Source organism: Roseibium sp. M-1 (assembly GCF_054515675.1).
Map to the genome: position 1 here is coordinate 3,097,491 of NZ_CM137257.1, position 21,910 is coordinate 3,119,400.

At 59.9% G+C, this 21,910-nt stretch carries 20 protein-coding genes and 1 tRNA gene; 15 read left to right on the plus strand and 6 right to left on the minus strand.

Annotated features, from left to right (window positions below; genetic code table 11):
* The first annotated feature begins 86 nt into the window (after window positions 1-86).
* The 8 genes from ACX3M4_RS13930 to ACX3M4_RS13965 all read left to right on the plus strand — a co-directional run bounded on the left by ACX3M4_RS13930 (window position 87) and on the right by ACX3M4_RS13965 (window position 8,333).
* Window positions 87-770 carry a GntR family transcriptional regulator gene (locus ACX3M4_RS13930; RefSeq protein ID WP_459359151.1) on the plus strand — a complete coding sequence of 228 codons (684 nt, stop codon included), beginning with the start codon at window positions 87-89 and terminating at the stop codon, window positions 768-770.
* A 233-nt stretch (window positions 771-1,003) separates the two neighbouring features.
* The gene (locus tag ACX3M4_RS13935) at window positions 1,004-2,296 is read left to right on the plus strand and encodes an ABC transporter substrate-binding protein (RefSeq protein WP_459359152.1); all 1,293 of its coding nucleotides are present in this window, start codon (window positions 1,004-1,006) and stop codon (window positions 2,294-2,296) included.
* Between the two features lie 77 nt (window positions 2,297-2,373).
* The gene (locus ACX3M4_RS13940) at window positions 2,374-3,267 is read left to right on the plus strand and encodes a branched-chain amino acid ABC transporter permease (RefSeq protein WP_459359153.1); all 894 of its coding nucleotides are present in this window, start codon (window positions 2,374-2,376) and stop codon (window positions 3,265-3,267) included.
* Window positions 3,264-4,304, plus strand: coding sequence for a branched-chain amino acid ABC transporter permease (locus tag ACX3M4_RS13945; RefSeq protein WP_459359154.1), 1,041 nt, complete (start codon window positions 3,264-3,266; stop codon window positions 4,302-4,304). Before ACX3M4_RS13940 ends, ACX3M4_RS13945 begins: the two co-directional genes overlap by 4 nt.
* Complete coding sequence (locus tag ACX3M4_RS13950) at window positions 4,301-5,050, plus strand: ABC transporter ATP-binding protein (RefSeq protein ID WP_459359155.1); 750 nt, start codon at window positions 4,301-4,303, stop codon at window positions 5,048-5,050. Before ACX3M4_RS13945 ends, ACX3M4_RS13950 begins: the two co-directional genes overlap by 4 nt.
* Window positions 5,050-5,763, plus strand: a complete 714-nt coding sequence (locus ACX3M4_RS13955) for an ABC transporter ATP-binding protein (RefSeq protein WP_459359156.1) — start codon at window positions 5,050-5,052, stop codon at window positions 5,761-5,763. Before ACX3M4_RS13950 ends, ACX3M4_RS13955 begins: the two co-directional genes overlap by 1 nt.
* A 100-nt stretch (window positions 5,764-5,863) precedes the next feature.
* Window positions 5,864-7,522, plus strand: a complete 1,659-nt coding sequence (ilvD, locus tag ACX3M4_RS13960; protein WP_459359157.1) for a dihydroxy-acid dehydratase — start codon at window positions 5,864-5,866, stop codon at window positions 7,520-7,522.
* Window positions 7,523-7,628: 106 nt separating this feature from the next.
* Complete coding sequence (locus ACX3M4_RS13965; protein ID WP_459359158.1) at window positions 7,629-8,333, plus strand: haloacid dehalogenase type II; 705 nt, start codon at window positions 7,629-7,631, stop codon at window positions 8,331-8,333.
* 423 nt (window positions 8,334-8,756) lie between these two features.
* On the opposite strand, the gene ACX3M4_RS13970 is transcribed toward ACX3M4_RS13965, so the two are convergent.
* The 5 genes from ACX3M4_RS13970 to ACX3M4_RS13990 form a co-directional block, all read right to left on the minus strand.
* On the minus strand, window positions 8,757-9,152 hold the full coding sequence (locus ACX3M4_RS13970; RefSeq protein ID WP_459359159.1) for a DUF4365 domain-containing protein: 396 nt from the start codon (window positions 9,150-9,152) through the stop codon (window positions 8,757-8,759).
* Between the two features lie 465 nt (window positions 9,153-9,617).
* Window positions 9,618-9,694 (minus strand) — tRNA-Arg (locus ACX3M4_RS13975).
* Window positions 9,695-9,915: 221 nt separating this feature from the next.
* The gene (locus ACX3M4_RS13980; RefSeq protein WP_459359160.1) at window positions 9,916-11,388 is read right to left on the minus strand and encodes a sensor histidine kinase; all 1,473 of its coding nucleotides are present in this window, start codon (window positions 11,386-11,388) and stop codon (window positions 9,916-9,918) included.
* Between the two features lie 95 nt (window positions 11,389-11,483).
* Window positions 11,484-12,914 carry a dihydrolipoyl dehydrogenase family protein gene (locus ACX3M4_RS13985; protein WP_459359161.1) on the minus strand — a complete coding sequence of 477 codons (1,431 nt, stop codon included), beginning with the start codon at window positions 12,912-12,914 and terminating at the stop codon, window positions 11,484-11,486.
* A gap of 34 nt (window positions 12,915-12,948) precedes the next feature.
* Window positions 12,949-13,770: a TVP38/TMEM64 family protein gene (locus ACX3M4_RS13990; protein WP_459359162.1), complete on the minus strand. Its 822-nt coding sequence runs from the start codon at window positions 13,768-13,770 to the stop codon at window positions 12,949-12,951.
* 324 nt (window positions 13,771-14,094) lie between these two features.
* On the opposite strand from ACX3M4_RS13990, the gene rpmH reads away from it, so the two are divergent.
* The 3 genes from rpmH to yidC are packed head-to-tail and all read left to right on the plus strand — an operon-like array spanning window position 14,095 to window position 16,562.
* Window positions 14,095-14,229, plus strand: coding sequence for a 50S ribosomal protein L34 (gene rpmH / locus ACX3M4_RS13995; RefSeq protein WP_006934271.1), 135 nt, complete (start codon window positions 14,095-14,097; stop codon window positions 14,227-14,229).
* A 59-nt stretch (window positions 14,230-14,288) separates the two neighbouring features.
* Window positions 14,289-14,690: a ribonuclease P protein component gene (gene rnpA / locus ACX3M4_RS14000; RefSeq protein ID WP_459359163.1), complete on the plus strand. Its 402-nt coding sequence runs from the start codon at window positions 14,289-14,291 to the stop codon at window positions 14,688-14,690.
* A gap of 9 nt (window positions 14,691-14,699) precedes the next feature.
* The gene (yidC, locus tag ACX3M4_RS14005; RefSeq protein WP_459359164.1) at window positions 14,700-16,562 is read left to right on the plus strand and encodes a membrane protein insertase YidC; all 1,863 of its coding nucleotides are present in this window, start codon (window positions 14,700-14,702) and stop codon (window positions 16,560-16,562) included.
* Window positions 16,563-16,649: 87 nt separating this feature from the next.
* Here yidC and ACX3M4_RS14010 read toward each other — a convergent pair whose 3' ends face one another.
* Window positions 16,650-17,645, minus strand: a complete 996-nt coding sequence (locus ACX3M4_RS14010; RefSeq protein ID WP_459359165.1) for a hypothetical protein — start codon at window positions 17,643-17,645, stop codon at window positions 16,650-16,652.
* A gap of 411 nt (window positions 17,646-18,056) precedes the next feature.
* Here ACX3M4_RS14010 and ACX3M4_RS14015 point away from each other — a divergent pair, with 411 nt between their 5' ends.
* The 4 genes from ACX3M4_RS14015 (at window position 18,057) to ACX3M4_RS14030 (ending at window position 21,543) form a co-directional block, all read left to right on the plus strand.
* Entirely contained in the window at window positions 18,057-18,743 is a 687-nt protein-coding gene (locus ACX3M4_RS14015) for a CatB-related O-acetyltransferase (protein WP_459359166.1), read from the plus strand.
* A 9-nt stretch (window positions 18,744-18,752) separates the two neighbouring features.
* A complete protein-coding gene (yihA, locus tag ACX3M4_RS14020) occupies window positions 18,753-19,400 on the plus strand; it encodes a ribosome biogenesis GTP-binding protein YihA/YsxC (RefSeq protein WP_459359167.1) in 648 nt (215 codons plus the stop codon).
* 515 nt (window positions 19,401-19,915) lie between these two features.
* Window positions 19,916-20,803: an acetylglutamate kinase gene (gene argB / locus ACX3M4_RS14025; RefSeq protein ID WP_459359168.1), complete on the plus strand. Its 888-nt coding sequence runs from the start codon at window positions 19,916-19,918 to the stop codon at window positions 20,801-20,803.
* A complete protein-coding gene (locus ACX3M4_RS14030) occupies window positions 20,800-21,543 on the plus strand; it encodes a pyrimidine 5'-nucleotidase (protein WP_459359169.1) in 744 nt (247 codons plus the stop codon). Before argB ends, ACX3M4_RS14030 begins: the two co-directional genes overlap by 4 nt.
* Window positions 21,544-21,910: the final 367 nt, after the last annotated feature.

Below are 21,910 nucleotides of genomic sequence, written 5' to 3' on the forward strand. Positions count from 1 at the left end.
AGCCAGATTTGGCTTGAGGGACGGACGGATTTGTGGCAGGTGAAACATAATTGTTGACAATTGGCAATAACAGAGCAGGCAAAGACATGTCGGGAGCTGCAGAAATTCAGCGCACCACCCTGGACAACCAGGCTGCCAGTGCGATCCGCCGGCGTATCGTAGAGGGGCAGATTGCTCCCGGTGAACGACTTACCGAGATCGGTCTTTCCGAACAATACGAACTGTCGCGGGGAACCATCAGGTCTGCGCTTCGCCAGCTCGTTTCGGAAGGCCTCGTGATTCAAGTTCCCTATACGGGGTGGGAAGTTGCACCCCTAACAGCGAAAGACGCGTGGGAGCTCTATACCCTCAGAAGTGCTTTGGAGGCGCTTGCCGCCGGACTGGCCGCAGACGCGATTGCGCACCGCGGCAAGAACCGTCTGAGCAAGGGAATGGAGGAAATCCGCCGGGCCTGTGAAAAACGGGACAAAAAGGCCGCGGCCCTGGCCGATTTCAATCTGCACCTGATGGTCATTCGCCTTAGCGGGCACACACGCCTGGAAGAACAGTACAATCTGATTTCCCGCCAGGTTCAGCGATACATAGTGACTTCGGACGCATTGCTCCCCGACCAGTTCGCATTGGTCGAGCAACACCAGCCGATGGTGGATGCGATCCTTGCTGGCGACCGAAAACGGGCTGAGCTGCTTGCCCGCGCCCACAATGAAAAAGAAGGTCAGGCGTTGGTCAAACACCTCCAAAAGATGGAGGAAAAGTCCGGGAATAACTGATTGCCCGGTCTCCCGCATCGATTTCTCGCCGCATAACCGCCCCCCCGAACGCACCGTTCCGGATTAAAACGGAGCGGTTAAGCACTTAAATTTAAGAGCCTTTTTCATGTCACACGCTGATGTATGCATAGATAGATAATCATTGATTGTTGACAATTATCTTTTAATGATCTTTCTATGATGAAGCCACCGCAGCCGCTTCGAGGTGCGGACAGGCCGAGAGGGGAAGAGCAATGGCAAAAATTACAGATCAGAAGTGGGATGGAATTCTCGGCAGCATCGACCGCCGCAAATTCCTGGTGACATCGCTGGCCGCCGGCACCATGACCCTGGCACCGCGCATGGTCAGCGCAGCCGCCGGAGAAGACTACAATCTCGGCGTTTTGCTGCCGAGCACCGGCGCGGGCGCCAATTGGGCCGAAAGCGCCATCAAATCCATCAACATCGCAGTTGCCGACATCAACGCCCGAGGAGGCCTACTCGGCAAACATCCTATCAGGATCCACTACAGGGATACGCAGACCAAACCGGATGTGACAACCCGCGAAGGTCGGTCCATCATTCTCGATGAAAAGGTCGGCGCCATTATCGGCACTTATTCCAGCGCCTGCGCACTGGCACTGCAGGAGATCACCTACGAGGCAAAAGTTCTGCAACTTGCATCGATCTCCAATTCGGCAACGATCAACGGTGAAAATTTCAGCCCGTACACATTCCAGTTCGGCCCGAACACCCGGATGATGGCCTCGGCAATTGTGATCGCTGTTGAGAAGCTGGCTAAGGAGAACGGTTGGAAAAATTACGTCACCATCGGTCAGGACTATGAATGGGGACGCGGCACGCAGGCCGGTTTCGTCGATGGCCTGAAAACCCGGTATCCGGAAGCCGGGCTGCAGCGCGAACTCTGGTTCAAACTGGGTGAAACCGATCTCGGCGCCTACATTTCCGGCATCATGGCACAGAAACCGGATTTCGTGTTTCCGGCAATCGCGGGCAAGGACGCGCGCACGTTCATGGAACAGGGGCAGGCTATGGGGATGCTGCATGTCACGTCCGTTGTCGGCGGCCAGATCACGACTGTCGAACTCCAGCAGCAAAAAGACACGCTGCCCCGCGGTCTCGTTGGGGTTTCCCGCTGCGCCTTCTTCGCCCATCTGGACGAACCGGTCATGCAAAAATACATCGAAATGTACCGCAAGGCGGAAAACGCTTATCCGACCGATATGGCGTGCATGAATTTCGATGTCGTCTACGGCCTGGAACAAGCCGTGGAAAAGGCGGGCTCCATAGAGACGGAAGCAATCAAAAAAGCGCTTACGGGTGCAACTCTCAAGACAGGCCGTGGAGAACGTACCTTCCGGACATGCGACAATCAGCTCAATGTTCCGACCTATATCGGCCAGGTCTATGACGACCCGGAGTTCGATTTCCCGATCTACAAGCGGGGCGCGATGATCGAAGTCGCCGCAGAAGAGGTCTGGGGTTCATGCGAGGAAGTATCGCAGGGCCGCAAACAGCGCGGCTGAAGCAGCCTCGGTCACAATGTGCCAGCCCGCCGCGCCGTTGGCGGGCTTTCTAGAAAATTCCAGACGGAACACTCAAGATGGATTTCGGTTTCGATTTCATCTTCCCGCAGCTCATGGCCGGATTGTCACGAGGAATGCTTCTTTTTCTCGTGGCATCCGGGCTCTCTCTCATCTTCGGGGTGATGAATATTCTCAACTTCGCGCACGCGACCTTCTGGTTGCTGGGCGGATATATCGGCTACACGGTCTTGACGGCGTTCGCGCCGGCTGCCGGGGCCAACCCGGCCTGGATGATACCTGTCGTCCTCGCCAGCGTCGGCGCGCTCACGCTGCTCGGCTTCGCGCTCGAAAAGACCCTGGTTCAGAAAATGTACCAGCGGGCGGTGCCCGAACAGCTTCTGCTGACCTTTGCCCTAGTCCTGATTTTCGGCGACCTCATCAAGCTGGTCTGGGGTGTCCAGGACCGGTCGGTCTTCCTGGGCCTGCCACCGGTCCAGATCGCGGGTTCCTTCGTGAACGCCTATTACTTCGTGATTATCGTTGCCGGCCTTCTTGTGCTGGCCGGCCTTCATCTCTTCATGACCAGAACCCGTCTCGGCCATATCGTGCGCGCCGCGGTGCACAGCCGCGAAATGGTTGAAGCGCTCGGCATCCGCATCTCGACCATCTACATGGTCGTGTTCGGCATCGGCGTCGGCCTCGCAGGCCTCGCCGGTGCGGTCACACTGCCCCTGACGCCGCTCGCACTCGGAGCGGATATGGATCTCATCGTCCAGTGTTTCGCCGTCGTGGTCGTTGGCGGTTTCGGCAGCATCTTCGGAACCTTCGTCGCTGCCCTTTTAATCGGCATCACCTACTCGTTTGTTATTCTGCTCTGGCCCGACGGCGCTCTGGCGACAGTGTTCCTGTTCGTGATCGCGACCTTGATCTTCCGGCCCTGGGGCCTCTTTGGAACGGAGTTGCGGGTATGAACCAGACACTCTTTCTCACCGCTGCACCAGCCACCCGCTTCTCCACCATCTCATGGGTGCTGGCGGCCTGCCTGCTGGCAGCTTTCGGCCTGGCGCCGATCCTACTCAGCGAATTCTGGCTGCACGTGATCAACGAGATCCTGATCCTCGGGCTCTTTGCCATGAGCTTCAATCTCATCTTTGGTTACATGGGCCAGATCTCGTTCGGACATGCCGCGTTTTTCGGTGTCGGCGCCTATACGACCGCGATCCTCATCCGCACGCCGCTGGCAGCAACCGGCGACATTGGCTGGGGTGTGTTTCTGCTGGCGCTCTTCGCCGCACCCGCTGCCGCGGGGCTCGTTGCCGCCGTTGTCGGCTGGTTCTGCGTCAGGTTGACCGGCATCTACTTTGCCATCCTGACCCTCTCGTTCGGCGAACTCCTCTATTACATCGTCTTCCAATGGTATTCCTTCACCAATGGTGACGACGGCATTCAGGGGCTGCGGCCGCCGGAGGAGCTGCTGGCGACGGACGCCTATTACTATTTCACCTTCGCAGCTGTCGCCGCCGCCGCCCTTCTGATGTACGCCATCACGAGGTCGCCGTTCGGTTTCACCTTGCGGGCGTTGCGCGACAACCAGCGCCGGGCGGCCTTCCTCGGCATCAATGTCAAGTTCCACCAATGGCTAAACTTTGTCATTGCAGGCGCATTCGCAGGCTTTGCCGGCGGGCTTTGGGGGCCGTTCAGCCGAAGTGTGGCACCGAGCCTGCTCGGCTGGCAGAAATCCGGGGAAGCTGTTTTCGCCGCGCTGATCGGCGGAGCCGGCTATTTCCTCGGACCGCTGCTCGGCAGCAGCGTGTTCACCTTCCTGCATGCTTTCGTCACCAAATACACGGAGTTCTGGCCGCTCGCCATCGGCACCGTCATTCTGCTTCTGGTGCTGTTCCTGCCCGGCGGCCTGCTCAGCCTTCTGCCGCAGAGGCTCGTTGAGTCGCAGGAGCGTGTGGAGAACCGGCAAAATTCCTCCTCCAGCGAAAGGGGACACCAAGGATGACCGGCCTGATCCTCGATGTACGTGATCTCAGAAAGTCCTTCGGCGGCATTCATGTCACCCAGGGCGTCACGCTTGACCTCAAACACGGAGAAAAATCCGCAATCATCGGGCCGAACGGCGCCGGCAAGAGCACCTTCTTCAATCTGCTGACCGGCTATTACACGGCCGATGCAGGGGCAATCGTCTATAACGGTTCGGACATCACGTCCTGGTCGCCCCACCGCATCGTCAAGGCAGGTGTCTCCAGGGCGTTTCAGGTCAGCAATGTCTTCACGGGCATGAGTGTGTGGGAAAATGTCCGCACCGCGGTTCACGCTCATGCCGGAAAAACACTGCACCTCCTCAGGTCCGCCGCCACCCTCGGCAGCGACCGGACGGCGGAAGTTCTCACTCTTTGTGGCCTGCTCGACCGTTCTGCCGTCAATGCCGGAGAACTTTCGCAAGGTGACAAGAAGAAGCTTGAGCTCGCGATTGCGGTTGCCGGCCAGCCCAAACTGCTGCTGCTCGACGAGCCGACCGCAGGCATGTCCGTCCGGGAAACCGGCGAAACCATGGACCTGGTCGACCGGCTCAACGAGGAGCTCAAGGTCAGCGTTCTCTTCACCGAGCACGATATGGGTGTCGTCTTCAATCATGCGGAGCGGATCAGTCTTCTCCACCGGGGCCAGTTCCTGGTGACCGGTTCGCCGGAAACCATCCGCGCCGACGAAACGGTCCGCAAAGTCTATCTCGGGGAGGAAGTGTGATGCCAACCCTTCAAGTTCGGGATCTGGAAGCCCATTACGGCACGAGCCATGTCCTGTTCGGAATTACGCTCGATATAGAGGACCGGACCACCGTCTGCCTGCTCGGACGGAACGGTGCGGGCAAGACCACGACCCTGAAATCGATCATGGGCGTCCTGAAGCCGACACGGGGATCCGTGCGCTTCAATGGCGAGGAGCTCGCAGGCAGGAGCTCGGTGGATATTGCGCGTCTCGGTCTGGGCTATGTGCCTGAGGAAAGGATCATTTTTCCTGATCTCACCGTCCGGCAGAACCTGGAAGTCGGCATTAAACCCGCAGCCTCCCAGGCTGCCGCCAGCTGGTCGATCGAAGCAATCTACGAGCTCTTTCCGATGCTCAAGAAACTCGACAAGCGCGTTGGTGCATATCTCTCCGGTGGCGAACAGCAAATGCTGTCGATCGGCAGAACTCTCATGGGCAATCCGTCCCTTCTGCTGCTCGACGAGCCCGTTGAAGGACTGGCGCCTGCCGTGGTCAGCGCCCTGTCGAAGCAGATCAATGTGCTGAAGAACATGGGTCTGACGCTGCTGTTTTCAGAGCAGAACCTCGCCTTTTCGGAAGCGATTGCGGACAAGGTCTACATCATCGAGACCGGCGAGGTTCGTTACCACGGCGATTTCGACGACCTCAACAGCAACGACGATCTCAAACACAAATACCTGTCCGTCGGCTGACGGGCGGTAAGCGGAAAACCGGCCAGCGTTGGCAAGCCCGGTCAAACAGGCGCTTGACCAAATTGTCAACAATCAACAATCTTACTTGTGAGGAAGAAACATGCGCAGCAAGAAGCAATTCCAGGGCACGGAACGCTCCCTGCAAAGGGCTTGGGCCAAGGGAGCCGGATTGATCGACGAAGAGTTCGAACGGCCGATGATTGCAGTGGTCAACACCTATCAGGACTTTTCGCCGGAAAACGCCCATCTGCGGCAAGTAGCGGACGCGGTCAAGGCCGGGATCCGGATGGCGGGTGGAACGCCGTGCGAATTCAACACCTTCCATGTTACCGACAGCGAGACCTTCGCTTCCGTCGGTATGCGCTATGTTCTTCCCAGCCGCGATGTTGTCGCGGACATGATCGAACTCATGGTGGAAGGGCATCGGTTGGATGCCATGGTGCTGATCGGTTCCGGCGACAAGGTCATGCCCGGCATGGTCATGGCCGCCGCCCGTCTCGATATTCCGGCAATCCTGATCTATGGCGGCCCAACGGAAGCCGGCATCTACAAGGGCAAGAAGGTTTTCCTTGAAACCGTCTATGACGCTGTGGGCGAACATATCCTTGGCAAGGTATCACGCGAGGATCTCAAAGGTCTTGAAGATCACCACTTCCCGTTCGCCGGGGCGTGCGACACGGCCACATCGGGGAATACCGCCGGTATCTACACCGAAGCACTGGGTCTTGCACTACCCCACTCTGGTACGCTTCCGGCGGGCAGCAACTATCAGCTCCGGGCGGCAAAATACACTGGCATGCGGATCATGGACTTGCTCCGCGAAGACATTCGTCCGTCCAAGATTCTGACCAAAGAAGCATTTAAAAATGCCATGCGCGTCGGCATGGCTGTCGGTGGCTCCACCAATATGGTGCTGCACATGATTGCCATGGCACAGGAGGCCGGTATCGACCTGTCGTTCGACACCTGGGACGAATTGAGCCGCACGACACCGACGCTCGTGAAACTTGCCCCTTCCGGCCCATGGGGCGTTACGGAACTCGGAACTTCCGGTGGCGTACCGGCAGTGATGAAGGCCCTCGGCAGCCGCATTCATGCTGATGCGATGACCGTATCGGGCCAGACAGCCGGTGAGATTGTTGCCAAGGCCGAGATTTCGAACAGCGACTGCATCCACTCCGAAACGAACCCGGTCGAAAACGAAGGTTCGCTTTATATTCTTAAAGGTTCACTCGCCCCTGGAGGCGCGGTCGTGAAAGCATCCGGTGTTGCCAAGTCGATGTGGGATGTGACCCTGACGGCCAGGGTCTTCGAAGACGAAGAAGCCGCAATCGAGGCAATTCGCGGCGGCAGGATTGGACACGGCACCTGTATCGTGATCCGCAACGAAGGCACCAAGGGTGGACCGGGCATGCGCGAAATGCTCGGCGCGACTTCGGCCGTGATGGGGGCGGGCCTCGGCGAAACTTGCGCTCTCGTGACGGACGGCCGGTTCTCTGGTGCGACACACGGACCGGCGATCGGATACGTCACGCCGGAAGCTGCCAGGGGTGGACCGATCGCGGTGGTACGTGACAATGACAAGATCTCCGTCAACCTCGCTGAACGAACACTCGATCTGGACGTAAGCCCGGAAGAAATCGCAAGGCGCTTCGAGGGTTATGTCGCTCCGGAACCCCGTGTCTCCCGCGGCTATCTCAAGTTCTATTCCGAACACGTCGCGCCAGCATCCGAAGGAGCCGTCATGCCCCGTTTCTAGACGATCCTGCGATACGCTGTCCACGGTCAGGACGAACTCACGCATTTCAATCAACCTGGCGTCCGGCCCGCTCCGGCCGGACGCCTCAGAGATCCCGGAGACGATCATGCAGAATTCAGGCAAAAGGCCAAAATGGCTGACGTTCGACTGTTACGGAACCCTAATCCAGTGGGACGAGGGCCTTGTCGCGGCCGTCGAAAACATCCTTCAGAGACAGGACAAAACCAAGGTCGACGTCAAAACGCTGATTTCGGTCTACGACAGATATGAACACTCACTGGAACAGACACCGCCCCACCGGAAATTCCGGGACGTTGCCGGAACCGCTCTGCAACTTGCCATGAAGGAACTGGGCCTCAGATACGGTCCCGGCGACATTGAGATCCTGACGGAAAGCATATCGAAGATGCCTCCCTTCCCCGAGGTGCCCGGCGCACTCCACGGACTCAAGGAAATGGGTTTCAATCTCTGTTTCATTTCGAACACCGATGATGACATCATCGCCGGCAACGTTGCCCAGCTAGATGGTCATATTGATCGTGTTATCACGGCGGAACAGGCCGGTGCCTACAAGCCCTCAAACAAAATTTTCGAATTTGCCCACAAGTCGCTTGGGGTTTCACCTGAGGAAGTTCTCCACATTTGCGCAAGTCCACACCTAGATCTGGTTGCTGCGCGAGAAATGAAATTTCGCTGCATCTGGGTCGATCGTGGAACCGGTCGCAAACCGTTGCCAGATTTTACGCCCGAGGCGACGGTTCCGACACTCGACAAGGCATTGGCTTATATGCGGGAACAGCCAATCTCTTAAACAAATGAGATGGCTGCTCTGATATTCAAAGCCGCCATCCGCCAACTCCAAGGGTTCATCAGTGGCTTCAGTATTATGAGCCCTTGAACAGTGCGCTCTCAATTCTGACGATAAAGCTGCGTTGGTTGGGTTTCAAAAACGGACTCTTCCGAGGGCCCGAAATGTGAGTTTCAGGATGATCTTCTGGAGCTTGCATTGCCCTCAATGCTGGCGCTTTGCAGACTTCACGCGAAAGCCGAAGGCCAGATCTTATTCAACAGATCAATATCAGCGCGCGATCGTCATCAGCAGTTCGTCCAGTTTCGCGACCATCAGGTTGTTCGGGTCTTCTCCAGCGTCCCACCCACGCAGGAGGTCACATAGCTCTTTCAACGTGATGCACAAGACCAGTTTGCCGTGTTCCCGTAGCGCACCTTGGATTGTCTATTGGGCATTTTTGTCAGCGCCTTTGCGGGCGATGATGACCGGGATGTTGTATTTGCGCCAATATGCAAGGTCGGCGGCCTTAATCACATATTCAAACTGCTGATCCGTCTCCCGCACATATTTGCCATCAGCCGACGACTTAACCTGCACACCCAACAGCTTTCCTAGCGGCGCACCGTTTCTCCGATCGCGCAGCTCAATCAAGCCATCGGTTCCAGCCTCAAACCTTCCTCTGTTTTCATAAATAAAGCCGGTTTCGAGTACGATCTTCTTGACCGCAGTCTCCCCCAACTCTCCCAGAACCTGGCTATCCGTGAATCTTTTGTCCATAGGGTGAGTATAGGCCCATTCATTCCCGTTGCGAATAGTCCGATCCTGTTGTGTTTCCCGCACCCGCTTTTCACATCAACCTGCTTACGTATGCGTCCATGTCATTACCAAAAAGGACGACACATATGGCCTCCAGTGCCGCTCTGTTTGCGGTACGTCAGCTATTCTTCTACTCATCCCAGGAGCAGTCAGTCCGCAGACCGCCCCAAACGAGACATGCCAAGGACCTATCTACACTGCCAATTGAAGCGAGAAAAAACGCAGCCGATAACGCGCTTCGCATCGATGGGCGGATCGACGGTAGCGGTCCTCCGCTACCAACGCCCCTCCGCGATCGCGATAACAGCATGTGACAAGTCGCGGCACTTGCCGCACCGCCGGAATGACAACAACAACAACAACACGGCGGAGACGTGGGCCGAGAGTGACCAATCGAACGCTTGGACGGGCTCGTATTGAGGTTGGACGCCACTTGGACGCCACCAAGTTTCGACGAAATTCATCCACAGGCTAAGTCATTGAGAAGATTGGCGCACCGGGGAAGATTCGAACTCCCGACCCCCAGATTCGTAGTCTGGTGCTCTATCCAGCTGAGCTACCGGTGCTTATGTGCGAAGATCGTGTCATCCTGGGGTTTCCCTGAAGACCGTCTCGGCGCTGCGGGGCGTCGTAGTGTGCCCCGGACAGGGCGCTTACCTACTGCGGTCCCGAGGGGATTGCAAGAACCTTTTTGAACTTTTTTTCAAGGAATTGTCACATTGTTCCGAAAGCCGCAGAAATCCTTGAGACTTAGCCGTGCATAACGGAACCCCGGGTTGAAGCCGGGTCACGATTTGCGGTCCGGCACCTCCAGGCAGAAGCAAGTGCCCGAGCGGGTCTCGTCGAGGCGGATGCTGCCACCGTGGGCGCGCAGCAATTCGGCGACGATGGCAAGGCCAAGGCCGATGCCGCCGTTCTTGGAGCCGCTGTGGAACGCCTTGAAAAGGGCCTTCTTGATATTGTCCGGAATGCCCGGGCCGGTGTCGGTGACGCGCACGCGGACGCATTGTCCCTCGCGCTCGGCTTCCAGCGTGATGCGGCGCACCAGCGTCTCGTCCTTTTCAGTTTCGAGCGCCTGCAACGCGTTGCGCACCAGATTGAGCAGCACGCGGAAGATCTGTTCCGGATCGGCGTCGATCTCGAATTCCGCCGGCACCTTGTTGTCGAAGGTGATGGTGCCGCGGTCGGCCAGCGCCAGAACGTCGGCGACGTCGTCCCCCACACGGCGCAGCGCCAGCAGCCGGCGCTGCGGTGCCCGTTCCTGGGCCTTGCCGTAGGACATCACCGCCTGGGTGTAGCCGACGGCACGGTCGAGGGTTGCCAGGATCTTCGGCGCCAGGCGCTTGACTGTCGGATCGGGCACATGTTCCAGGCGCTCCAGGAACAGTTGCGCCGAGGCCAGGAGATTGCGCAGGTCGTGGTTGATCTTGGAAACGGCAAGGCCGAGATCGGCAAGGCGCTGTTTCTGGTGCAGCGCCCGCGACAGGGCCTCCTCCATGGTCGCAAGGCGGATCTCCGCGTCGCCGAGCTCGTCGCGGCGGCCGGAGACAGACATGATGAGCGACGAATCCTCCGGGCTTTCGGCGAACCGTTCCATGGACCGGGTCAGCCGGCGCAGCGGCCGGATGAAGAGCGCTCGTAGCGTCACATAGACAAGGCTGGCGGTAATCACCGAAATGACCAGCGACAGGGCAAGGATGCGGCCGGAAAAGGCGAGCATGTCCTTTTGCAGAAGCGCCACAGGCAGAACCACGTCGACATGTTCGGTATGGCCCATCAGGCCAACACCGATCACACGGATGGCGCCATCGCCGCGATAGGTCAGGATCTCGAAACTGTTCAGGATTGCCGACCAGGGCGTGACCTCCCTCATGTCGACGACGAAATCCATCTCGGAGGGCACGTTGCTCATGGCGATCAGGCTGCGGCGCGAGCCTTCGTCGAGGGAAATCGCCAGGGCACCGGTGGTGCGCAGCAGCTCTTCCTGCAGCCTGGGGGCAATCGTGTTGGTTTCCGCCAGTACCGAGGCGGCAACGCCAGCCGTCGTCAGGCGGTCCATAAGCCAGGTGTTGCGGAAATTGGCGATCGACGGCACGTAGATCAGGATTTCGGCCAGCATCACGAAGACAACGGTCATGAGCAACAGCTTGCCGGAGAGGCCGCCAAAACGGTAGCGGCCAAAGCCATCCCCGGACCGGCCGCCTGCGGTCTCTTCTTCCGGCGGAACAGCGGCGCCTTGCGGCGCGCCCTCATGCTTCATGTTGCGTCTTCCCAAAGTGCCGGACCGCGCTCTTTAAAGCCTGCCCGGCGCATTCCGTCTCGCGCCGGCCCCTCATGCCGGCAATGGGCGACAGCTCAGCCGAAAAGGCGCAGCAATGCGATCACCCGGCGCACCCAAGCATTTTTGGGAGCTTCCGCATAGTAAGAAATTGCCGCACGGCGCACCAGCTCTCCAAGTGTGGGATAGGGCGCGATGAAACCGGCAAGGTCTTTCATCGTCATGCTTTTGGAAATCGCCAGCGACAGAAGATTGACGATTTCGCCGGCCTCCGCTCCGGCGATACCGGCACCGAGAAGGCGGCCACGCGGACCGGCGATCAGCTTGAGCCTTCCGATCGTCTTTGCCTCGGCCTGGGCCCTGTCGTTGCCGGCATAATCCGCGCTCAGCACCTTGACCCTGTCGCCGTAGCGCGCGCGCGCCGCGGCTTCGCTCAAGCCGACATGACCCAGCTCCGGCGCAGTGTAGGAAACCCAGGGCACAATGTCGCTGTTCATGGAAACCGGCAGGCGGAACAGGATCGAGCGGATGACGAGGCCCGCCTGATAACCGGCGACATGGGTGAACTGCAGACCACCGGCGACATCGCCGATGGCATAGACGCGCCGGTTGGACGTCCTCAGTCCCTTGTCCACCCTGATGCCCTTGCGGTCATGATCGATTCCAGCCCTGTCGAGCCCCAGCCCTTCGACATTCGCCGCCCGGCCGGTTGCCACCAGAAGGTGGGAAGCCGGGATCTCAAGAGCGTTGCCATCCGGTCCCCTTGCCGAGACAGTGACACCGTCGCCCGAGGCGGCGACACCCTCAACCGCCGTGTTCTCCAGGATCTCGATGCCCTCGCCGCGAAGCTGCTCCAGCACGATCCCGGCCAGGTCCGGATCGTCCTTGCCGAGCGCGGCCTGGGCTTCGAAGACCGTCACCCTGGAACCCAGCCGGCGATGGGCCTGCGCCATTTCCAGGCCGATCGGACCTCCGCCGATGATGGCCAGATGCTCCGGGCGGTCGCGCAGCTCGAACAGGCTCTCGTTGGTGAGGAACGGCACCTGGTCCAGGCCCGGGACCGGCGGCACGAGCGGCGAGGAACCCGTTGCAACGACGAAGCGCCTGGCCCTGATCTCCGTGCCGCCCATCGTGACGGTGTCCGCCCCGGTGAATTCGGCCTCCCCGCGCAGGACAGTGACGCCCAGTCCTTCGAACCGCTCCTGCGAATCGTGCGGCTCGATGGCCGCTATCACCTGGCGCACATGATCGTTCGCCTTGGCAAAGTCGATCTGCGGGCCTTCAAAACGGATACCGAAGCGATCTGCCGCGCTGCCGGACCGGGCAGCCTTGGCCGCCGCCAGCAAGGCCTTGGAAGGGACACAGCCGAAGTTGAGGCAGTCGCCGCCCATCAGGCCCTTTTCTATCAGCACCACATCGACACCGAAGGCGGCGGCAGCCGCGGCGACGGACAGGCCGGCGGAACCGGCGCCGATCACACAGATGTCCGGGGTCAGCAGTTTGGCCATGGAGAGCTCCGATTCGGCATGGGACGGCGGCAGTTTAGCGGGCACGGAGCCGTTTCAGAACGACCGGAATGAGGCTGGCGATCCCGAGAACGAAAAAGGCGGCAATGAGCTGCGGTGTCACCAGGGCGGCAACGTCGATGTGGCAGCTGCCAGCGGCGGCACAGCCGGGGTGTGCTGCCTCCTGCGCCGCGATTACGCTGTCGAGCCCGCTGCCGATGAAGGTGTAGGCAAAGGTGCCCGGGATGATGCCGGCGAAGGTCGCAAGTGCGTAGGGAAAGAGCGGCATCCTGAAGATGGCCGGGGCGATATTGACCAGCCAGAAGGGAAACACCGGCGTCAGCCGCAGGAAGAGAAGATAATGAAAGGCATCTTCGCGAAAACCCTCCGCCAGACGGGCAAGAAACGGACCGGCACGGTTTGTCAGGATCTCGCCGAAGGAGGACCGCGCCACAAGAAAAACCGCGCAGGCGCCGATTGTCGCACCGGCGACGGTCACCACGCCGCCGGCCAGCCAGCCGAACAGAAAACCGCCGGCAATGGTCAGGAACGAGGCTCCCGGAAAGGACAGTGCGACCGCAACCGCATAGGTGGCGAGATAGGCAAGAAGAGCGAGCGCCAGATTCTGATCGACGAAGGCAGCAAGATCCTGGCGCTGCATGATCAGGTTGGAAAGCGACAATTGCCGGTGCAGCCCGAAGGCGAATCCCAGGCCCATCAGCGCCAGCAGCACCGCCAGGGGCCCCCACTTGCGCAAGATGTGTGTGAATGAGCGGGTATCCCCTTCCCCGGCAGCCGGCTCCCTGTCCCTCGGCGGCGTCATCTTCTCGGCCTCTTCACCCTGCATGAGCGTTTCCATCAGCTGTTCATTTTGAAAGGCCGAGGCCCGGGTTTTTCTCAACTGATAGGCAGGTGTACCTTAAACCTCGTAAAAAGAACCGTGCTTCACTGATAAGTGACGCCCGGCCATTTTCGCTTCACCAGTGTGTGATCGAGAGGAAAACGCAGAATCTTGGCCTCGTAAAGTTGACTTGGCGAAGCATGGCCCTTATAAGCGCGCCGATCGGGACATGCATTCGGACCCAGGCTTAAGGAGCCGCGCTCTTTGAAGCGCTTCGGGTGCTTCCTCCAAAGAATTTAAAAATGAACAAGGGCCGCGCATTAAGCCGCGCGGGGAAGAACAATGAAGCGTACGTATCAACCGAGCCGTCTTGTCCGCAAGCGCCGCCACGGCTTCCGCGCACGTATGGCCACCAAAAATGGCCGTCAGGTGCTTGCTCGCCGCCGCGCGAAGGGCCGCAAGAGCCTCAGCGCCTGATAGGCGACCAGCCCGCAGCGCGCCGGGTTGGCGGCGTCTGCCAACACCAATCCGCCGCTATGGACACTTTGAAAAAGCGCTCCGAATTCCTGGCGGTCGCCAAAGGCGGCCGGCTGGGCCGGCGCGCTTTTGTCGTTCAGGGCTTGAACCGCGACAGCGACGACGCGCCGCGGGTCGGATATACGGTCACCAAGAAAACCGGCAATTCGGTCATCCGCAGCCGCATCAAGCGGCGGCTTCGCGCCGCCGTGGCCGAACTCATGCCTGAGGATGTGCCGCAAAAGGCGGATTTCGTCCTGGTTGCCCGCGACACCGCCCTCACTCTTCCCTTTCAAAAACTCGTTGCAGACCTTAAGTCTGGCCTTGGCGAGGTGCTGGATCCGCAAACGCCGCGCGGACGGGGCAAGCCACGCAGGCCGGGCCAGAAGAGGCACGCGGCATCGCGCAGAAAACAGGGGTAATTCCAGTTGATGTCTGATAATCGCAACATGATTCTTGCCGTCGTCCTGTCGGTGATCATTCTGATAGGGTGGCAGACTTTTGTTGCCGGACCGGAACTGCAGCGCAAGCAGGCCGAAATCCAGGCTCAGCAGGAAATGAGTGGACAGACAGCCACCGGCGGCGCCAATCCGTCCGCTCCGCAGCCGACCACCCAGGGTCCCGGAACACAGGGCCCCGGAACACAGGGCGCCGACGCCACCGCCCCGGCGGCCGGTCAGCAGACCACGTTCGCCAACCGCGAGGCTGCCCTTGCCGCCACCAAGCGCGTCGTCATCGACACGCCTCACCTGGAAGGCTCGGTCAACCTGACCGGTGGCCGGCTCGACGACCTGCGGCTGAAGGACTACCACGAGACCGTCAAGAAGAGCAGCCCGACCGTCGTGCTGTTCTCTCCGTCCACGGCACCGCAGCCCTATTATGCCGAATACGGCTGGGCTCCCGATCCGGGCTCGGACGTCGCTCTTCCAGGCCCCGCCACGGTCTGGACCGCCGATGGCGACGCGAAGCTGACCCCGTCGACACCGCTGACCCTGAGCTGGGACAACGGCGCGGGCCTGACTTTCAAGCGGACTTATTCGGTCGACGAGAACTACATGTTCACGATCGAGCAGTCGGTCGTGAACGCGACGGACAAGGACCTCACGCTCTACCCCTACGGCCTCGTCGCCCGCCGCAACCTTCCCGAAAGCCAGAGCATCTACATCCTGCATGAAGGCCTCATCGGCGTCTTCGGCGAGGAAGGCCTGACGGAGATCGGCTATTCCGATCTGGCCGAGGACGGCGGCGTCCGCCCGGCAAAGGTCGACCAGGGCTGGCTCGGCATGACCGACAAGTACTGGGCGGCAACGCTGATCCCGCTGCCCGGCGAAGCCTTTCAGCCGAGCTTCAAGTACTCGGCTGAGACCGGCTATTACCAGACGGACTATCTCCTGGATTCGGTGACCATCGCCGCCGGAGCGACCGGCGAGACGAGTTCCTATCTCTTTGCCGGTGCCAAGGAAACCAAGCTCCTCGACGGTTATGAGGAAGCGCTCGGCATCAAGCGGTTCGAACTCCTCATCGACTGGGGCTGGTTCTATTTCCTCACCAAGCCGATGTTCTTCGGTATCGACTGGTTCTTCCATCTGACCGGCAATTTCGGCATCGCCATCCTGCTTGTGACCGTTATCGTCAAGCTGATCTTCTTCCCGCTGGCCAACAAGTCCTACGTCTCCATGAGCAAGATGAAGCTCGTGCAGCCGCAGATGACGGAAATCCGCGAGAAATATGCCGACGACCGGCAGAAGCAGCAGCAGGCGCTGATGGAGCTCTACAAGAAGGAGAAGATCAACCCGCTGGCCGGCTGTCTGCCGATCCTTGTCCAGATCCCGGTGTTCTTCGCCCTCTACAAGGTGCTTTACGTCACCATCGAAATGCGCCACGCGCCGTTCTTCGGCTGGATCCAGGATCTGTCCGCGCCGGATCCGACGAACCTGTTCAACCTGTTCGGCCTGCTTCCCTACGATCCGACCAGCCTTCCGATCATCGGTTCGCTGCTGGTGCTCGGCGTCTGGCCGCTGGTCATGGGCATCACCATGTTCATCCAGATGAAGATGAACCCGGCTCCGCCCGATCCGACCCAGCAGATGATCTTCACCTGGATGCCGGTGATCTTCACCTTCATGCTGGCGTCGTTCCCGGCCGGTCTCGTGATCTACTGGGCATGGAACAACACCCTGTCGGTGACGCAGCAGTATGTGATCATGCGGCGCCAGGGCGCCAAGGTGGAACTGTGGGACAATCTCGGCTCCCTCTTCAAGAAGAAGAAGCCGGCCGCCAACGACAAGAACTGACGCTGCATCCGCCTGCAGCAAAAACGAGAAAGGCCCCGCCATCCGGCGGGGCCTTTTCTAATTCCGGCGTCTGATGCCTGGAGAAAGTTACACGAGGCGTATCGGCTGCCCTCCCACAATCGGCATACCCCGAACGGCATTCCGGTCCGCCGAGAAGCCGATGTCGTGGTTGTTGCCGAGAAGAAACATCGACAGCGATTGCATGATCCGCGACCGTGCCGTGTTGTCCTGGAAACGCATGTTGCGCAATCCGTTGACATAGGCCGTAAAGGTCGGGTCCGGCGCATTCGGGTTCGGGCGGAACCCGATCTGCTTGTCGCCCAGCTTGACCTCGTAACCGAACATGGACAGACCGAGCAATTCGCGCGTGAGGACACGCGGTACGTTGTGGTTCGTGTCCCAGAACATCTTCAGGTTCCAGTTGAAGAACTTCTGCCAGACCATCTGCCTGTATTCGTCGGTGCTTTTCAGAAAGGATTCAGGCGGATTGCCGCCAAACCGCGCCGCATAGCGGGTGCGCATCCGCGCCAGTTCCGGCTTCAGCGTGGCTTCACATTCGCGCCAGATGCCCTGCTCGTAACGGTCAAGTGCGATCACGAAATCATGCTGGGCGGTCGCCGAACCGACGATCAGCGCGTCGTTCAGGATCGGTGTCCAGCGGTCCTCGCTGAGGATGCTGCCGACGCCGTTTACCGGGACGATGCGATTGTCCGGATTTGCAGGCGCAGGAAGCGGCACGCCGTTCCGGTCCACCGTCGGTCGCGGCGCGTTGCGATCGGCTTCCGCTGCGCGGGCTGCAACCACCGTCGGGGCATCCTGGATGCCGTTCAGGCCGGTGATCCCGAAGGCGAAGATCAGGTCCCGCGCCATGCGGATGCTGGTGCCGCCCAGAACGACGATTTCAAGTTCGTTTCTTGCCGTGGCCTCGTAAAGCCGGAAAGCAGCCCGGATATAGGCAGGCATGACACAGGCGTTGTTCCAGGAGGCATGACGCCACCAGCCAACCCATGTGTTGTCCTGCCGGTAGATATCCTGCAGCGCTTCGACTTCCCTTTTGAAAGCATTCCATTGCATGTGTGGCATCGTCGTCTCTCCTCTGCGTGGAGACAGGAACCCTGTCCGATGGCAGCAAGATAACGACGGGAACCGCAGGAACCCTGTGACGGTGCGCACAGCAAAAACCGGCAAAAACCGCTGGTGTTTTCCTCTCCGGCCGGCATTCAAAACGTTCCAGTTGCTGTTTCTGGAAAGACACAGCGGTTTTCAAAACCGAGTATGGCAAAACACCTGGCTTGACCTCGCCGCGCGGGCCATGTTTCATTCCGGCTTCGAAGGCCCGGCTTGCGGTGCCAATCCCGTTCTTAAAAGGAGTGCACGGACCAATGATCCACTAAGGCAAGACCTTTCCCGCAAGGCGAAGCGCCAACCGGCAGGTCGACCGCGTCAAGGAACGCGTTTTCCCTCTTCCCTTGTCTTGCTTTTACTGGAGGCTCCATGCACGGACCGTCCCCCGACACGCTTCATCCCTTTCACGGCGAACCACACACGGTTTTCCTGAAGAACGTCGTCACCCGCCCGACCATCGAGATCGGCGACTACACCTATTACAATGACGAGACCCACGCAGCGGAGTTCGAGACCCGCAACGTGCGCTATCATTTCGACTTCGTCGGCGACAAATTGAAGATCGGCCGTTTCTGCGCGCTGGCGCAGGGAACGACCTTCATCATGAGCGGGGCCAACCACGCCATGACGGGGTTCTCGACCTATCCCTTCAACATCTTCGCCAACGGGTGGGAGCAGGGCTTCGATCCGGCGACGATCTTCGATCATCTGAAGGGCGACACCGTCGTCGGCCATGACGTCTGGTTCGGGACCAATGCCACCATCCTGCCCGGCGTCACCATCTGCTCAGGTGCCATCATCGGCGCGCATGCGGTGGTCGCCTCCGACGTGCCGCCCTATGCGGTCGTCGTCGGCAATCCGGGCCGCGTGGTGAAGCTGCGCTTCGACGAGGCCACGATAGAGCGCCTTCTGGAAATCGCCTGGTGGGACTGGCCCGTGGAGAAGATCTCCCGGCACCTCGATGCCATCCGCGGCGGCGACATCGCCGCACTGGAGGCCGCTGCCGGGACCGACGACGGCAAGGACGTGCTCGACGCCGCCAGAAAGGCAGGGTAGAAGGCGCTCATGAGCGACGATCAAACCTATACCAACGAAGCCCTGGAGGCCGGCCGGCTGATGTTCTGCCGGCCCTGGGACTTTCTGACCAGCGTCACAGACATGGCCAACCTGCCCGAAGCCACCGGCACGGAGATCGCCTTTGCCGGGCGCTCCAACGTCGGCAAGTCGAGCCTCATCAACGCGCTGACCGGCCGCAAGGGCCTTGCGCGCACGTCGGCAACGCCCGGGCGCACGCAGATGCTGAACTTCTTCATCGCGCCGGAAACGCCGCTGACCATCGTCGACATGCCCGGCTACGGCTATGCCCAGGCACCGAAGGAGCTGGTCGAGGCGTGGACGAAGCTGGTGTTCTCCTACTTGCGCGGACGTCCGAACCTGCGCCGCGTGATCCTCCTGATCGATGCCCGCCACGGCATCAAGAAGAACGATCTGGAAGCCATGGAACTGCTCGACAAGGCCGCCGTCGTCTATCAGGTGGTGCTGACCAAGTCGGACAAGATCAAGCCGACCCAGCTCACACGGCTGATCGACGAGACCAAGGAAATCCTGAAGAAGCGCGTTGCCGCCTATCCGGAGATCCTTGCGACCTCGTCGGAAAAGGACAAAGGCGTCGACGAGCTCCGCGCCGAACTTTACCTGCTGGCAACGCAGTAGGCGGTCTTGAGCCGCAGACATTAACGACCTTGCAGCTTGCTTCCCTCTCCTACCATGCGGAGCAGGGCGATCGCATTTGAAATAGTCATTCAGAAAACACTGGTGTCACCCCGGGCGAGCATCGCGAGACCCGGGGCCCACTCGTTTCCAGAGAGCTGGAGTGGGGGCCACGTCTTCATGAAACCTTGCTTGTTTTGGCAAGTGGCTCTGCGAGTAGGCCCCGGATCTGCGCTTCGCTCGTCCGGGGTGACACCGTTGTGATCTGTCAAACGCACCGAACAAGGATATCCTCCAAATGCACTAGCTCTACCATGAAGTTGAGAGTGCGGGGTGTGGCAAAGCTCCGCAACAAACAACAGATCTATCGCACAGTAGCTGAACTTTGCAGAACGACGTCGATGAGATCTGCGTTCCTTGACTCACTCCACGCTTGTCATTGTGAAGGCAGGGGAAACCCGCTATAGCAGGGGTCTTTCGCGAGACCCTTCTCAGCCACGCAGAGATTTCAAGCATCCATGACCACGCCCGACACCGCCACCCGCGCCAATATCATCGCCCATGCCCTGCCCTATATGCAGCGCTATGACGACAAGACCGTTGTCGTGAAATATGGCGGCCATGCCATGGGCGATCCGGAACTCGGCCAGGCCTTTGCGCGCGACATCACGCTGCTGCGCCAGTCCGGCGTCAATCCGGTGGTGGTTCATGGCGGCGGGCCGCAGATCGGCAAGATGCTTCAGCGGCTCAACATCGTCAGCGAGTTCAAGGGCGGCTTGCGCGTCACCGACAAGGCGACCGTGGAAGTGGTCGAAATGGTGCTGGCTGGCTCGATCAACAAGGAAATCGTGCAGCTGATCAACGCTGAAGGCGGCCGGGCCGTGGGCCTGTGCGGCAAGGACGGCAACCTTGTGACCGCCCGCAAGCTGACCCGTACCGTCGTCGATCCGGACAGCAATATCGAGAGCGTTCTGGATCTCGGTTTCGTAGGCGAACCGGACAAGGTCGACCCGACCGTCCTGAAGCTCGTCCTGAAGGAAGACATCATTCCGGTTGTCGCCCCCGTCGCCCCGGGAGAAGACGGCGAAACCTATAACATCAATGCCGACACGGCAGCAGGCGCCATTGCCGGCGCGCTGAATGCCACACGGCTGCTGTTCCTGACCGACGTCCCGGGCGTGCTGGACAAGGAAGGCAACCTGATCAAGCAGCTGACCGTTGCCAAGGCGCATGAACTGATCGCCGACGGCACGATCTCCGGCGGCATGATCCCGAAGGTCGAGACCTGCATCGAGGCTCTGGAGCGCGGTGTCGAAGGCGTCGTCATCCTGAACGGCAAGGTGCCCCATGCCGTGCTCCTGGAGCTTTTCACCGACGGTGGCGCCGGGACCCTGATCCGCCCGTGACCGGAAAACGCCCCCTGCCCGGTGAAGGGCCCCACGCGCACAAGAGCGACCTGCGCCTGTTCAAGGGCGTCGAAGCCTGGGTCTTCGACCTCGACAACACGCTTTATCCGCATGAATGCGACCTGTTCGCCCAGATCGACGAACAGATTGCGCGTTACCTGCAGAAGCTTATGGATCTTGGCCGCGACGAGGCGATGGCGCGGCAGAAGGAACTCTACCGCGAATACGGCACGACGCTGCGCGGCCTGATGACGACCCACAACATCGATCCGGACGATTACCTGCATTTCGTCCACGATATCGATTATTCGGGTCTGGCGCCGAACCCGGATCTTGGCAATGCCATCGAGGCATTGCCGGGCCGCAAGTTCATCTTCACCAACGGCGACCGTCCGCACGCGGAACGCACCGCGGCGGCCCTCGGCATTTCGAACCATTTCGAGGATATCTTCGACATCGTCTCCGCCGATCTCATTCCGAAACCCAACCGCGAGACCTACGACAAGTTCCTTGAGCGCACTGGCATCGCACCGGCCCGCGCGGCCATGTTCGAGGACCTGTCCCGAAACCTTCAGGTGCCGCACCAGCTCGGCATGTGCACGACGCTGATCATCCCGTCCGGGACTCGCGAAGTGTTCCGTGAAGCGTGGGACCTGGAAGACGAGCCGACCCCCTATGTCGACTTCGTCACCGACGACCTGACCGGGTTCCTGAAGGCTGTGCTGGGCGCCTTGGGTTAGGGTCTGGCGTTTGGTATCTGCCCGAAGGGAAGCCTCGAGCGGCTTAAATCCGGAAATTTCTTAATCTTGCAGGTTCGGGACGCAATCGGCTCTCGACTTACTCCCCTCTCTCCTTTGAGGGCAGGGCAATCGGATTTGAAAGAGGCCTGCAGAAAACACGGGTGTCACCCCGGGCGAGCATCGCGAGACCCGGGGCCTACTCGCTTCCAGAGAGCTGGAGTGGTAGCCACTTCTTCATGAAACCTTGTGCGTTTGGACAAGTGGCTCTGAGAGTAGGCCCCGGATCTGCGCTTCGCTTGTCCGGGGTGACACTGAAGAGGTCATCTGTCATACGCACCGAATTGGATATACTCCAAATACGATTGCC